12 protein-coding genes are annotated in these 13,436 nt (G+C 69.9%); 5 read left to right on the plus strand and 7 right to left on the minus strand.

The window, feature by feature from the left end:
• The first annotated feature begins 140 nt into the window (after positions 1-140).
• Both purH and EV659_RS05115 read left to right on the plus strand, forming a co-directional pair.
• Positions 141-1,727: a bifunctional phosphoribosylaminoimidazolecarboxamide formyltransferase/IMP cyclohydrolase gene (purH, locus tag EV659_RS05110; protein WP_132707785.1), complete on the plus strand. Its 1,587-nt coding sequence runs from the start codon at positions 141-143 to the stop codon at positions 1,725-1,727.
• Between the two features lie 38 nt (positions 1,728-1,765).
• Positions 1,766-2,455: an aspartate/glutamate racemase family protein gene (locus EV659_RS05115; protein ID WP_132707786.1), complete on the plus strand. Its 690-nt coding sequence runs from the start codon at positions 1,766-1,768 to the stop codon at positions 2,453-2,455.
• Between the two features lie 106 nt (positions 2,456-2,561).
• On the opposite strand, the gene EV659_RS05120 is transcribed toward EV659_RS05115, so the two are convergent.
• From EV659_RS05120 to EV659_RS05135, 4 genes are read right to left on the minus strand one after another with little or no spacing between them, the layout of a single operon-like run.
• Entirely contained in the window at positions 2,562-3,212 is a 651-nt protein-coding gene (locus EV659_RS05120) for a MarC family protein (RefSeq protein ID WP_132707787.1), read from the minus strand.
• Positions 3,212-4,144, minus strand: coding sequence for a bifunctional methylenetetrahydrofolate dehydrogenase/methenyltetrahydrofolate cyclohydrolase (locus tag EV659_RS05125; protein ID WP_132707788.1), 933 nt, complete (start codon positions 4,142-4,144; stop codon positions 3,212-3,214). Before EV659_RS05125 ends, EV659_RS05120 begins: the two co-directional genes overlap by 1 nt.
• On the minus strand, positions 4,141-4,494 hold the full coding sequence (locus EV659_RS05130) for a DUF167 domain-containing protein (protein ID WP_200287329.1): 354 nt from the start codon (positions 4,492-4,494) through the stop codon (positions 4,141-4,143). The genes EV659_RS05125 and EV659_RS05130 overlap by 4 nt, the downstream gene beginning before the upstream one ends.
• Positions 4,491-4,781: a YggT family protein gene (locus EV659_RS05135; protein ID WP_132707789.1), complete on the minus strand. Its 291-nt coding sequence runs from the start codon at positions 4,779-4,781 to the stop codon at positions 4,491-4,493. The genes EV659_RS05130 and EV659_RS05135 overlap by 4 nt, the downstream gene beginning before the upstream one ends.
• A gap of 158 nt (positions 4,782-4,939) precedes the next feature.
• Between EV659_RS05135 and EV659_RS05140 the strand changes: the two genes are divergently transcribed.
• The 3 genes from EV659_RS05140 (at position 4,940) to EV659_RS05150 (ending at position 9,631) form a co-directional block, all read left to right on the plus strand.
• A complete protein-coding gene (locus EV659_RS05140) occupies positions 4,940-7,921 on the plus strand; it encodes an SBBP repeat-containing protein (protein ID WP_132707790.1) in 2,982 nt (993 codons plus the stop codon).
• Positions 7,922-8,195: 274 nt separating this feature from the next.
• Positions 8,196-8,618, plus strand: a complete 423-nt coding sequence (locus EV659_RS05145; RefSeq protein WP_132707791.1) for a DUF952 domain-containing protein — start codon at positions 8,196-8,198, stop codon at positions 8,616-8,618.
• The gene (locus EV659_RS05150) at positions 8,615-9,631 is read left to right on the plus strand and encodes a quinone-dependent dihydroorotate dehydrogenase (RefSeq protein WP_132707792.1); all 1,017 of its coding nucleotides are present in this window, start codon (positions 8,615-8,617) and stop codon (positions 9,629-9,631) included. Before EV659_RS05145 ends, EV659_RS05150 begins: the two co-directional genes overlap by 4 nt.
• A gap of 268 nt (positions 9,632-9,899) precedes the next feature.
• Here EV659_RS05150 and bfr read toward each other — a convergent pair whose 3' ends face one another.
• From bfr to EV659_RS05165, 3 genes are all read right to left on the minus strand, one after another.
• Positions 9,900-10,385 carry a bacterioferritin gene (gene bfr / locus EV659_RS05155; protein WP_132707793.1) on the minus strand — a complete coding sequence of 162 codons (486 nt, stop codon included), beginning with the start codon at positions 10,383-10,385 and terminating at the stop codon, positions 9,900-9,902.
• A gap of 413 nt (positions 10,386-10,798) precedes the next feature.
• A complete protein-coding gene (locus EV659_RS05160; RefSeq protein WP_132707794.1) occupies positions 10,799-11,851 on the minus strand; it encodes an alpha/beta hydrolase in 1,053 nt (350 codons plus the stop codon).
• Between the two features lie 31 nt (positions 11,852-11,882).
• Positions 11,883-13,310 (minus strand): MATE family efflux transporter, encoded by a 1,428-nt coding sequence (locus tag EV659_RS05165; protein WP_165878737.1) that lies wholly within the window; start codon positions 13,308-13,310, stop codon positions 11,883-11,885.
• Between the last annotated feature and the right edge of the window lie 126 nt (positions 13,311-13,436).

Raw genomic sequence — 13,436 nt, forward strand, 5'->3', positions numbered from 1 at the left:
CTTGCCCGGCGCTGGCTGGCCCCGCAGGGCGGCGGTTAGGCGGTCGTCGGGGCGGTGGCTTGTCGACGCCCCGGCAATCGGCTACGCCAAGGCGCGCGCGGTCTCCGGGCCGCCTGTTTCGTTCCAGAGGAAGCCGCCCCATGCCCGATTTGTTGCCGATTCGCCGAGCCCTTCTTTCCATGTCCGACAAGCAGGGGCTGGTGCCGTTCGCCCAGACCCTGGCGCGCTTCGGCGTCGAGTTGGTGTCCACCGGCGGCACCGCGCGGGCGCTGCGCGAGGCCGGGCTGACCGTCACCGACGTGAGCGAGGTGACCGGCTTTCCGGAGATCATGGACGGCCGGGTCAAGACCCTGCACCCGTTGGTCCATGGCGGGCTTCTGGGGCGGCGCGACCTGCCCGAGCATCAGGCGGCCATGGATACCCACAACATCACCGGCATCGACCTGGTGGCGATCACGCTCTACCCGTTCGAGGAGACGGTGGCGCGCGGGGCCGACTTCGACGAGACGGTGGAAAACATCGATATCGGCGGCCCGGCGATGATCCGCTCGGCGGCCAAGAACCACGCCTTCGTCACCGTGATCACCGATGCCGCCGACTATGACCGGGTGGCCGGCGCGCTCGACGCCCAGTCGGGCCAGGTGGACGCGGCCCTGCGCCGCGAGCTGGCGGCCAAGGCGTTCCGCCGCACCGCCGCCTATGACGCGCGCATCGCCCAGTGGTTCACCGACGAGGTGGGCGAGACCGATCCCGAGCGCCTGACCTGGACGGCGGAGCGCGCGCAAAGCCTGCGCTATGGCGAGAACCCGCACCAGGCGGCGGCCTTCTACACCACCGGCGACCGCCGGGCGAGCCTGGCCACCGCCGAGCAGGTGCAGGGCAAGGAACTCAGCTACAACAATCTCAACGACGCCGACGCCGCCTTCTCGCTGGTCAGCGATTTCGGCACCGAGCGGCCCACCGTGGCGATCATCAAGCACGCCAATCCGTGCGGCGTGGCCCAGGCCGACAGTCTGGCCGACGCCTATGCCCGGGCGCTCAAATGCGACCCCGTCTCGGCATTCGGCGGCATCGTGGCCACCAACCAGACCCTGGACGCGGCCACCGCCGAGGCGATCACCCGGATCTTCACCGAGGTGATCATCTGCCCCGACGCCGAGCCCGAGGCGCGCGCGGTGGTGGCGGGCAAGAAGAATGTCCGCCTGTTGCTCACCGGCGGCCTGGCGGCGCCGCGCGACAGCGACCGTCTGGTGCGCAGCCTGGCCGGTGGCTTCCTGGTTCAGGGCTGGGACAATGCCCGCACCGTGGCCGAGGAGTTGAAGGTGGTGACCAAGCGCGCGCCGAGCGCGGCCGAGATGGCCGACCTTCTGTTCGCCTTCGCGGTCTGCAAACATGTCAAGTCGAACGCCATCGTCTATGCCCGCGACGCCATGACCGTGGGCATCGGCGCGGGCCAGATGAACCGCCTCGACAGCTCGCGCATCGCCGCCATCCGGGCTGCCGAAGCGGCCGAGACGGCGGGCGAGGCGGCGAGCCTGGCCAAGGGCTCGGTGGTCGCGTCGGACGCTTTCTTCCCGTTCCCCGACGGCATGTTGGCGGCCGCCGAGGCCGGCGCCACGGCGGTCATCCAGCCCGGCGGCGCGATGCGCGACGACGCGGTGATCGAGGCCGCTGACGCGGCCGGGCTGGCCATGGTGTTCACCGGCCGGCGCCACTTCCGCCACTGAGCGCCGGGACGGCCGGCAGCGGACGGGAGGGCGCGCCCATGCGTACCATCGGCATCCTGGGCGGCATGTCGCCCGCCTCGACCGCGCTCTATTACGACACGCTGTGCGCGCTGACGCGGGACCGGATGGGCCCGCGTCATGCGCCCGATCTGCTGATCCGGTCGCTCGACTTCGCGGTCGTCGAGGCGATGCAGAGCGCCGGCGACTGGGCCAGCGCCGGCGCGCTGTTGAACGCCGAGGCGCGCGCCCTGGTGGCCGGCGGGGCCGAGTTGTTGGTCTTGGCCACCAACACCATGCACAAGCTGGCGCAGCCCATGATGGCGGGCGTGGGCGTGCCGCTGGTCCACATCGCCGACGCCACCGCCGCGGCGATCACCGCGCGCGGCCTGACCCGGCCGGGGCTGATGGCGACCCGCTTCACCATGGAACAGGATTTCTATCTGGACCGGCTGCGCGCCGCCGGTCTCGCCCCGCTGGTGCCCGGCGCCGAGGATCGGGCGCAGACCCATCGGATCATCTATGACGAACTGTGTGCGGGCCGGGTGACCGAGGCGGGCCGGCGCGCCTTCGAGGCGATCGCCCGGCGCCTGGCCCAAGCGGGCGCCGACAGTCTGATCCTGGGCTGTACGGAAGTGGGGCTGTTGCTCAATGACGACAATGTGCCGGTGCCGGTGTTCGACACCGCGCGCATCCATTGCGCCACGGCGCTGGATCAGGCGCTGGCCTGACCGGGTGTTGGGGTGGCCGGCTGGCCTGACCGGCTGGGGTGTCGGTCGGGGGCGGCGCCCGGCCCCCGACCGCTCTGCCCCCGACCGCTCGGCCCTTGAAGCCCGCTCAGCCCTTGAAGAAGGTGCCGTAGAGCCCGTCGAGCATGTACTGGACGGCGAACGAGGCGACCACCAGCCCCAGCACGCGCGAGAACACCTGCGAGAAGGTCGGTCCCATGAACGCGGTGACCCGGGCGGCCGCCAGGAAGATCAGGAAGGTCAGCACCAGCACCACGGCCATGGCCAGCGCGACCATGCCCTGGCCCACGCTGCTGTCGGCGTTTTGCGACATTTGCAGCATGACGGCGGCGATGGCGCCGGGGCCGGCCAGCATGGGCACGGCGATCGGGAACACCGAGATATCGTCCTCGTCGTGGGCGACCGCCTCTTCCTGGATGTGTTCGGCCGATTCCTCGCGCCGCTTGGTGCGCTTTTCGAACACCATCTCATAGCCGATCATGAACAGCATGAAGCCGCCGGCGACCCGCAGCGCGTCGAGCGTGATGCCGAGCGCGTTGAGAAACGGTTTGCCCACCAGCGCGAAGAAGGCCAGCACCAGGGCGGCGATCAACGTGCCCTTCAAGGCCATGAACCGGCGCTGGGCGGCCGTGGAGCCTTCGGTCAGGGCGGCGAACACCGGCGCGATGCCGACCGGGTCGACGACCACGAAGAAGGTGACGAAGGCGGGTACGAAGGCGGTCAGAAAGATTTCCTGCATCAGGCGTCTCCGCTGCTGTCGGGGCTGGGCAGGGGCACGCCGGCCTGGCGGCAGGCGGCGGTTACGGTGTTCTTGAGCAGGCAGGCGATGGTCATCGGCCCGACGCCGCCGGGCACCGGCGTGATCGCGCCGGCGACCGCGCGGGCGGCGGCGAAGTCCACATCGCCGGCCAGCCGGGTCTTGCCCGCGCCCTTCTCAGGCGTGGGGACGCGGTTCATGCCCACGTCGATCACCGTGGCGCCGGGCTTGATCCAGTCGCCCTGGACCAGATGGGCGCGGCCCACGGCGGCGACCACGATGTCGGCGCGCCGGCACAGGTCCGCCAGGTTGCGGCTGCGCGAATGCGCCACGGTCACCGTGCAATGCTCGCGCAGCAGCAACTGCGCCATCGGCTTGCCGACGATGTTCGAGCGCCCGATCACCAGGGCGTCGAGGCCCGACAGGTCGCCTAGGCGGTCGCGCAGCATGATCAGACAGCCCAAGGGCGTGCACGGCACCAGCCCGTCGCCGCCGGTGGCCAGCTTGCCGGCATTGATAACGTGAAAGCCGTCCACATCCTTCTCGGGCGCGATCGCGGCAATCACCGCCTGCTCGTCGATCTGCGGCGGCAGCGGCAGTTGCACCAGAATGCCGTGCACGGCGGGGTCGGCGTTGAGCCGGGCGACCAGCGCCAGCAAATCCGCCTCGGCCGTGCCGGCGGGCAGTTCGTGCTTGACCGAGGCCAGCCCCGCTTCGGTCGCCTGGGCGACCTTGTTGCGCACATAGATCTGGCTGGCCGGGTTGTCGCCGACGATCACCACATGCAGCCCCGGCGTGAGGCCGTGGCGCTCTTGGAGCGTCGCCACGTCGCGCGCCACATGGGCGCGCACCCGGGCGGCCATGGCCTTGCCGTCGATCAGGGTCGCTTGGGGGTCGGCCGGTGTCTGGGTCATGGGCGCAGGGTACTCTCCAACAGCGGGGCAAGGGCGTCGGGCGCGCCGACGATGAACACCGTCTTGTGCCGGGACGTGGCGCCGGCTTCAAGGGTCACGTCGCGTTTGGCGAGCCCGAGCCGCTTGGCCAGGAACGCGGTCAGCGCGGCGTTGGCGCGGCCCTTCTCGGGCACGGCGGTGACCTGGACCTTGAGCGCCGGGCCTTGGGCCGTGGTCTCGACGCCCTGGATGCCGGTGCGACCGGCCTTGGGCGTCAGTTTGACGCGCAGGCGCAAGCCGCCCTCGGCGCGGGTTGCCGCACCGTCGAGCACGGCCCAGCCCGCGCGCCCGTCTGCGCCCGCATCCGTCAAACCACCAGCGGCACCAGCGAGGTGGCGATGAACCGCTGCAGGAAGATCAGGATCAGGATCAGCACCAGAGGCGAGATGTCGACCCCGCCCAGATCGGGCATGATCTGCCGGATCGGGCGCAAGGCGGGTTCGGTGATCCGGTAGAGGAAGGTCCCGACCATATTGACGAAGTCATTGCGGGTGTTGACCACGTTGAACGCCACCAGCCAGCTCAAGATGGCCTGGAAAATGACCATCCACTGGTAGAGACCGATCGCGAGCATCAGGACTTCGAGAAGCGCCAGCATGGGCGAACCTCCATCGGTTAGACAGGCAGTCCCCCTTACTGGTTTGGCATGTAACGTGCAACCCATGGGCCCGGAGAGCGGCAACCCGGCAAATTTAGCCGCTTATCGCGACCGCCGCGATACGTTATAGTACGACGTTCAGTAGGGGGTTTTTGACCATGGCGATCTTGCCGCCGTCCAGCATTGCGACCTTGTTCCAGCCGCTCAGCAGCGGGTCGAACTCCGGATCCCTGTCGCTGTTCGGCAACCGGGGCAACACGTTCCAGGGCGTGTCGATCGGTGGGTCGCTGCTCAACCAGGCCGCCAATGCACGCATCGAACAGCAGGTGGCGCGCCTGCTCGACCCCGACGATTTCAAGCTTCAGCAGGGCCCGGACATCCAGCGCACGCCGTTCGACGAGCCCGAGGACGAGCGCGGCATCCGCGCCCAGGCGCGCGAGGTGCTGCGCAAGGACAGCTTGATCGACTTCGATAACCGCATCGTCGCCGACGCGGCCAACGAGCCCGACGCCCAGGCCACCTTCGTGCTCTACAACGCGCTGCGCGACCTCGAAGTCCTGGCCGAGGCGGCGAGCGAGAAGACCGCCACCGACGATTTCCGCGCCCGGCTCGACGAGCGGTTCCAGGCCGGCCTTGAAGAGGTGCGCCGGTTCATCAACGACAACCGCTCTGAGCAATTGTTCCTGCAATCGGGCGAGCGCGGCTTTTCCACCAAGAGCGAGACCTCGGTGGGCCGGGTGTCCAGCTTCGTCGACGGCGCGATCATCCAGACCGGCGCCAAGGGCTCGCCGGTGCCGGGGATCGAGGGCGACGAGGTGTTCGAACTCGACATCACCGGCAGCGACGGCTTCAACACCCGGGTCACGGTGGACCTGGCGACGATCTCGGGCGACGTCACCGTCGACGCGCTCAAGGAGGCGCTCAACGCCGCGATCACCTCGGTGCCCAAGCGCGACGATCTGGGCAATGTGGTGGTCGACGACGACGGCAACCCCGAACCGCGCTTCATCAGCCGCTTCGAGGTGTTCGAGAATGACGACGGCGATTTCGGCCTGGAGTTCCGCGGCTCGACGTTCGAGGACGTGCGCTTCGTGCCGCCCGCCGGCACCGAGCCCGGCCTGGTGGTCGCCGGCAGCCAGGGCCCGCTGATCGGCGAGGGCGCGCAGACCGGCCTGCTGGCGGAATTCAGCGACTTGTTCGGCGACCTGACCGCCGGCGAGGTCAGCGATTTCCAGAGTGTCGACCCGTTCGCCACCGAGACCGCGCGGGCCGAGGCCAATGAACGCGCCAAGGAATTCGACCCGCTCGGCCTGACCGACGATGATTTCGTCCTGCCGTCGATTCGCGACGCGCAAAACGCCGTGGTCGGTGCCGAGACGACGATTCGCGACATGGCGGTGGACAGCGACGGCTTCGTCTATGTGGTCGGCTCCGCGCAGGGCAATCTGGGCCAGAACCTCAATGTGGCGGAACAGGACGACCTGTTCCTGTCCAAGCTCGATTCGAGCGGCAAGGTGATCTTCAGCCGCTCGCTCGGGGTGTCCAAGGACGCCGATGGCGTCGCCCTGGCCATCGACAGCCGCGACAATGTGGTGGTCACCGGGCGCACCACCGACGAGGCGACCGAGGGCGACGTGTTCTCGGGCACCGACACGCTGGTCGCCAAGTTCGACGGCGAAGGCGGCGAATTGTTCCGTCGCCAGTTCGATTCGCCCGCCGACGATGAGGGCCTGACCGTCAGCGTCGGCGCCAATGACGAGATCTTCATCGGCGGGCTGGTGCGGCCCAATCAGATCGGCTCGTTCACGCCCACGTCGGACGCGCGGCTGCTGCGCCTCGACGGCGACACCGGCGAGATCACCGACGAGGCGGTGTTCGGCACCACCGGCGACGACCGGGTGGTCGACACCGTGCGCGCCAATGACGGCAGCCTGTTGGTGTTGAGCGAGGAAGACGGCCGCGCGGTGCTGTCCAAGCGCGACGCCGCCGACCTGTCCACCGAGGTGGCGCGGCTCGACCTCGGCGTGCTCGGCGAGGGCGGCGCGGCGGGGCGGCTGACCGTCGATCCCGGCGACGGCTCGATCTATGTGACCGGCACCACCGCCAATGCCGGCTTCACCGGCGGCGGCGCCACCCAAGCCAATGCGCCGAGCGGCGGCCAGGACGGCTTTTTGCTGCGCGTCGCCGACAATGGCGCCAGCCTGGCGTCCGATTATCTTTCGTTCGTGGGGTCGAGCGGCACCGACAGCCTCAACGATGTGGTGGTCAGCGGCGGCAAGGTGTTCGTCACCGGCACCGGCAAGGGCAGCGTCGAGGGCGCCGAGCGCAGCGGTTCGCAGGATGCCTTCGTCGCCCGGCTCGACGCCGCCACCGGCGCGGTCGAGGAGGTGGAGCAGGTCGGCAAAACGTTGACCAACTTCACCGGCGACGCGCTCGCCTTCGTGCCCACCGGTCGCTCGGTGATCGAGAAGCTGGGCTTCGCGCAGGGCAAGATCGTCCAGGACCAGCCGCGCGACATCGTCTCGCGCGCCGCGGTACGCGACGGCGACAGCTTCTTCATCCGCGCTGGCAACGGTCCGGCCAAGCGCATCACCATCGAAAGCGGCGATACGCTGCGCGACCTGGCACGGCAGATCAATGTGGCGGTGTTCCGGGGTGCGCGGGCGGAACAGCAGCCGGGCAGCAACGCGCTGCGGATCGAGGCGCTCGAAGGCCAGTCGGTGCAACTGCTCGCCGGCCCCGAGGGGCGCGACGCGCTCGCCCGGTTGGGCCTTGACCCCGAAACGCTCTATGGCAAGGACATCAGCCTGGGCCTGGGCGACGACGATGACGATGCGGGTGGCAGCGATCTGGGCGGCACCTTCGCGTTCAACCTCAACCAGCCGCTCAACCTCAAGGACGGGGCGGCGGCCAAGTTCAGCCTCAAGCAGATCGAAAGCGCGGTGTCCACCAGCCAGCGCGCGTTCCGTTCGTTGATCCCCAACCCGCTCAAGGACCTGTTGGAACAGCGCCAGAACATGTCCGGGACGCCGTCGCCGGCCCAACAGGCGCGCATCGCCAATCTGCAATCGGGGCTGGAGCGTCTGCAAAGCAGCCAACAACAATTGGCGTTCGGCAACCCGCTCAGCCTGCTGGTCTGAGGCCATTCGCCAACGCGTCTGCCGATGCGACCAGCGCCCGCTCGCCGCAGCCATCATGGCGAGCCGCCCTCTGGCGGCGCGGCAATCCATCGGGGCCGGCGGTCGGGCGGGACCGCGGCGGTGGCCCGGGGCCCAGGCCCGCGGCGGTTGGATGGCCTTGCTGCGCTTGGCCCGCGGCCACTGGCGGGGGATTGGCGCCTGGGGTGGCGCGATCGTCGCGCCGGGCGCAACCGACCTTGCGCTCGGCGGCTGGGCTGGCTACCCAGACGCCATCATGTCCGACCGTTCCGCTTCTTCTCCGCCCGCGCCGCCGCAGCCGCGCTTTGTCTACAAGATCATGACCGCCGACGAATGGGCCGCGGCGCGCGGTGCCGGGCGCTATGACGGGGCGGCCATCGACCGTGCCGACGGTTTCGTACATCTGTCGGCCGCCGATCAGGTGGCGGGCACGCTGGCGGCCCATTTCGCCGGCCGCGCGGATCTGGTGCTGGTGGCCTTCGCCGCCGCCGATCTGGCCGCCGCCGGTCTGGTGTGGGAGCCGTCGCGCGGCGGCGCCTTGTTCCCGCATCTCTACGGGCGGCTCGACCCGGCGCGGGCATGTGCCACATGGCCGCTGGCGCTCGACGGCGCCGGCCGGCATGTGCTGCCGGGCGCGGTGGCGGCCGACGCTGACAGCGCCCAAGGGGCGGCATCATGAGCGGGGCGTTTGGGCTGGTGCGGCCCTTGCTGCACGCGCTGCCGGGCGAGACCGCCCACGCGCTGACGCTGGCCATGCTGCGCACCGGCCTGGTGCCGCGTGCGCCGGCGCCCGACCCGGCGCTGGCGCGCACCGTGTGCGGCCTGCGGTTTCCCACACCGGTCGGGCTGGCGGCCGGGTTCGACAAAGACGCGCTGGCGCCGCGCGCGCTGTTCCGGCTCGGTTTCGGGTTTGTCGAGGTGGGCACGCTGACGCCGCGCCCGCAGCCCGGCAACCCGCGCCCGCGGCTTTTCCGCCTGACCGCCGACCGCGCGGTGATCAACCGCATGGGCTTCAACAATGCCGGCCACGAGGCCGCCGCGCGCCGGCTCGACGCGGTGCGCGCGGCGGGGCCTTTGCCCGGCCCGTTAGGACTCAATATCGGCGCCAACAAGGACAGCGACGACCGCATCGCCGACTATTGCGCCGGCGTGCGCCGGTTTGCCGCTTTGGCCGATTATCTGACCGTCAACATCTCGTCACCCAACACGCCGGGCCTGCGCGGGCTGCAAAGCGCTGCCGCGTTCGCCGAACTGGTCGACCGGGTGCTGGACACGCGCGCCGGCCTGGCCCAACGCCCGCCGGTGTTCGTCAAGGTGGCGCCCGACCTGACCGAGGCCGACATGGACGCGATCGCGGCCCAGGCGATCGACGCCGGCGTCGACGGGCTGATCGCCGGCAACACCACGGTCAGCCGCCCGGCGGGGCTCGGCGCCGCCGAAGCGGGGGAGACCGGCGGCCTGTCGGGCCGGCCGCTGTTCGACCTGGCGACCGCGACGCTTGCGGGCCTGTGCGCGCGGCTCGACGGGGCCGTGCCGGTGATCGGCGTCGGCGGCATCGACAGCCCGGCCACCGCGCGCGCCAAGCTCGACGCCGGCGCGGCGCTGGTGCAGCTCTACACGGGATTGGTGTTTGAAGGTCCGGGCCTGGTCAGCGAAATCAATCGTGGGCTGAGCGCGCCCACTGCCGCGTGAGTCGGTTGCCCCGGCGGTTCACGGACCCGGTCGCAAACTGAGCCGCGGATCGGGGTGCCGCTCCCCGCGACCGTGACCACCGTGACCGATGACGCCCTGTGGGCGGGCGGCCTGCGCCTGAGGCGGATGCGACGCGCGGTCTTCCAGGCGGTGGCGTCGCTCGGGAGGGCCTATGGCGCCGGCCGGGCCGTAAGGCGCCGGCCGGCGGGCTTCGCGCCGGGATGGTCGAACCAACCGCCCGGCGCCCGGTGTAGTCGACGGGTCGGGCTCAGTCGTCGCTGTCGCCGTCGCCCATATTGGCTTGGATATAATTCTGGATGCCGGCGCTGGCGATCAGCTTCTGCTGGGTTTCCAGCCAGTCCACATGCTCTTCCTCATTGTCGAGGATGCGGCGGAACAGGTCGCGGCTCACATAGTCGCGGATGCTTTCGCTATATTCGATGGCATCGCGCAGAGTCGGGATGGCGTCGTGTTCGAGCGCCAGGTCCGAGGCAATCACCTCTTCCACGGTTTCGCCGATCCGCAACGGGTGGAGCGATTGCAGGTTGGGCAGACCGTCCAGGAACAACACCCGCTGGATCGCCCAGTCGGCGTGGTTCATTTCCTCGATGGACTCCTGATATTCCTTGTCGCCCAGCCGCTTGAGCCCCCAGTCGTGGAGAATCCGGCTGTGCAGGAAATATTGATTGATCGCCGTCAGCTCGTTCTTGAGCACGGCGTTCAGAAATTCGATGACCTTCGCGTCGCCCTTCATGTCTGTCTCCCAAACCGGACCAAGCTGGTTGGGAAAATACTTACGCGATGCGCTAAGTCAATGGAAATAAACGCAAAAGCGAATGCGAGGCGTTTTCAAGCAGAGGCTGTCACCGCGCCGTCGCGGCGCACGCTCCCCGGTACTTGGTCGCCTAGAAGCTGCCGCGCCCGGCACAAGCAGCCACCGCACTTGGGCGCCTTCTGCAACCGGCCATAGGCTTCGATGGGACAATTTGTCGGGGTACCGGACAGCGCCGCGGTTTTCACCTGCTCGACACTCAGGGCATTGCAGCTACACAAGATCATCGGTGTTCACAGCCTCTCTCAAGACATCCGAAAGGTGGTGCAATTGAGAGTGATTGTCAATGGCGATCGTTGAACTGTCAAGTATTTTTGACGGAGCGATCTGTCAGCCTAACTGGACAGTCGCTCGGCGCACCATGCCCCCACCGCGGCCATCAGCGCGGCGGCGTCGGGCAGGCCGCGGCCCAGTTGCAGGCAGTCGTGGAACAGCCCCTGCGCCGGGTGCAGCTGGCTTGAAACCCCGGCGGACGACAGGGTGTGATGATAGGCCACCGTCTCGTCGTGCAGCATGTCGGCGGTGGCCGGCACCACCAGCGCCGGGCACAGACCGTCCGGCACCGGCGCGAGGGCAGGCGAGATGCGCGGGTCGCGACGGTCGGCGCCGGGGATGTACTGCGCCTTGAACCAGTCGTAGAGCGCCCTTGTCAGGATATGACCAGTGGCGAATCGGTGCAGGCTCGCCCGGTCGGTGACCATATCGAGGACGGGATAGAGCAGCACCTGCCCGGCCAGGGCGGGGCCGCCGTCCGTCGCTGCCCGGCGCGCGCAAACCGCCGCTAGATTGCCGCCGGCCGATTCGCCTGCCACCAGCAGTCGCCCCGGCGCCGCGCCCAGTCGTGGCGCCGCTTGAGCCGCCCAGCACAAGGCCGCCCAGGCATCGTCATGGGCGGCGGGAAAGCGGTGTTCGGGCGCGCGGCGGTAGTGCACGGACAACACCGGCGCGCCGCTCGCTGCGGCCAGGGCGCGGCAGGCGCGGGCGTGGGTCCACGGGCTGCCGATACAAAAGCCGCCACCGTGGAAATGGACGATCAGCCCGGCCGCTGTGGCCCTGTCCGAGCGGGCCGGCGGCGTATGCAGCAGGGCCCGCAGCGTTCCCGCCGCGCCGGCGGTGGACAGCGTCCGCGTCGCCACGCCGGGCGGATCGGGCAGGCCTTCGAGCGCCGAGACCAGGCGATAGCCGAGGCGCAGGCGCCAGGTCCCCAGGGCCCAGCGATCGGGCGGCTGAAGGCGGGTCAACCGCCGCACCTTGGCGGCTGCGGCCGGGTTCAACGGCGCCGGTTCGGCGACCGACCCGTTGGTGGCACGGGCTCTGGGTTCGGGTGTCGCGGTGGGCGTCGACCAGGGCTTTGACGGGCCCATCGGGTCGGGGTCGGACGCGGTCATGGCGGGCCTCCTCGTGCGGGTCCGACGGCGGTCAGGCGGCGGCCGGCTCGGCCAGCCGGGCGCGAACCAACGGCCGATACCACAGCGCCTGGGCCAGTCCGCGCAGGCCCATGAACACGGTCACCGCGGCCCATAGGCCGTGATTGCCCCACAGCGGCACAGCCCAAAGCGCGACCGCGGCGAAACCGGCGAATGCCAGGCCCATGGTGGCGAACATGGCGCGAAAGGCGTTGAGCCCCACAAACACGCCGTCGAATTGATAAGACCACACCGCCACCATGGGCATCGCCACCAGCCAGGCGAGGTGCGCGCCGGCGGCGGCGCGGACGCTGGCATGGTCGGTGAACAGCGCGACGATGGCATCGCCGGCGAGCGCATAGGTGGCGCTCAGCGCGGCCGCTGCCAGCGCCGACCACAGCGCGGTCACGGCGGTCATACGATGAACCAGCCGGCGGTCTTGGCGGCCGACCGCGCGGCCCACCTCGGCCTCGGCGGCATAAGCGAGGCCGTCGAGCGCCAGGGCGGCGAGCGTCAGGAATTGCAGCAGCACCTGATTGGCCGCGGCGATGGTGCTCGACACGCCGGTGCCGATCTTCCAGATCAGCGCGAACACCGACAGCAGAAGCAAGGTGCGCATCAGCAGGAAGGCGTTGCCCGACAACAGCGATGCGAAGGCGTCCAGGCGCCAGAAGCCCGGTGTGCGCAGGATCGCCGCCAGATGCGCCCGGCCGAGCAGCGCCAGCGCCAGGGCGAGCCCCAGCACCGCCGACAGCGCTTCGGCGATGGCGCTGGCCGCTGCCGCGCCGGCCAGCGCCCAGCCCAGCCCCCGGACGAACCAGACGGTCAGACCGGCATTGACCAGATTGACGAACACTTCGAGCGCCAGGGCGGTACGCGCCCGGCCGGTGCCCAGCAGGAGCCCGAGCACCACCAAGCGCGCCAACACCGCCGGCGCCGACCAGATGCGGATGCCGAAATAGGTGCTGATGGGCCCGTCCAGCCGGGGTTCGGGGTCGATGAAGGCGAGCGCGCCAGCCAGCAGCGCGTCGCGCAGCACCAGGACCAGCGCGCCCAGGGCCAGGGCCAGCAACAGGCTGCGCAGAACGATCCGGGCAATCCGGGTCTGGTCGTCCTGCCCGTGTGCCTGAGCGACCGTGCCGGTGGTGCCCATGCGCAGGAACCCGGCGGCCCAGAACAGATAGTTGAAGATGAACGCGCCGACCCCGATGGCCGCCAACAGCGCCGGGTCGGGCAAATGGCCGACCGCCCAGGTATCCACCAGCCCGATCAGCGCGGTCGACACATTGGCCAGGATCGCCGGCCCGGCGATGCGCCAGATGCGCGCATGGGCGCCGGTCCTGTCGACAGCGGCTCGGTCGGCCGGGGCTCGATCGGCGGGTGCGGGGTCGCGATCGGATGCGGTGGTGGCGGGGTCGGCGATGGTGGGCTTCTCCAACAACGGGCACGGTCGACGATGCGCCACAGCATAGCGGGCGATGGCGGGCCGGCAAGGCGCGGCCCGCGGGCGCAGGTCGGGCGCTCCGGTCGCCGTCGGCAGTGGGCTTCGGCGCAATGTCCCGGCCGA

Origin of the sequence: Rhodothalassium salexigens DSM 2132 (assembly GCF_004341375.1) — a bacterium.
Classification (GTDB): Bacteria; Pseudomonadota; Alphaproteobacteria; order Sphingomonadales; family Rhodothalassiaceae; genus Rhodothalassium; species Rhodothalassium salexigens.

Bases quoted from the DNA above. Each gene is read 5' to 3' on its own strand.
- EV659_RS05115 (WP_132707786.1), top strand. From the start codon at position 1,766: ATGCGTACCATCGGCATCCTGGGCGGCATGTCGCCCGCCTCGACCGCG.
- EV659_RS05140 (WP_132707790.1), top strand. From the start codon at position 4,940: ATGGCGATCTTGCCGCCGTCCAGCATTGCGACCTTGTTCCAGCCGCTC.
- EV659_RS05135 (WP_132707789.1), bottom strand. From the start codon at position 4,781: ATGCTGGCGCTTCTCGAAGTCCTGATGCTCGCGATCGGTCTCTACCAG.
- bfr (WP_132707793.1), bottom strand. From the start codon at position 10,385: ATGAAGGGCGACGCGAAGGTCATCGAATTTCTGAACGCCGTGCTCAAG.
- EV659_RS05145 (WP_132707791.1), top strand. From the start codon at position 8,196: ATGTCCGACCGTTCCGCTTCTTCTCCGCCCGCGCCGCCGCAGCCGCGC.
- purH (WP_132707785.1), top strand. From the start codon at position 141: ATGCCCGATTTGTTGCCGATTCGCCGAGCCCTTCTTTCCATGTCCGAC.
- EV659_RS05120 (WP_132707787.1), bottom strand. From the start codon at position 3,212: ATGCAGGAAATCTTTCTGACCGCCTTCGTACCCGCCTTCGTCACCTTC.
- EV659_RS05150 (WP_132707792.1), top strand. From the start codon at position 8,615: ATGAGCGGGGCGTTTGGGCTGGTGCGGCCCTTGCTGCACGCGCTGCCG.
- EV659_RS05160 (WP_132707794.1), bottom strand. From the start codon at position 11,851: ATGACCGCGTCCGACCCCGACCCGATGGGCCCGTCAAAGCCCTGGTCG.
- EV659_RS05125 (WP_132707788.1), bottom strand. From the start codon at position 4,144: ATGACCCAGACACCGGCCGACCCCCAAGCGACCCTGATCGACGGCAAG.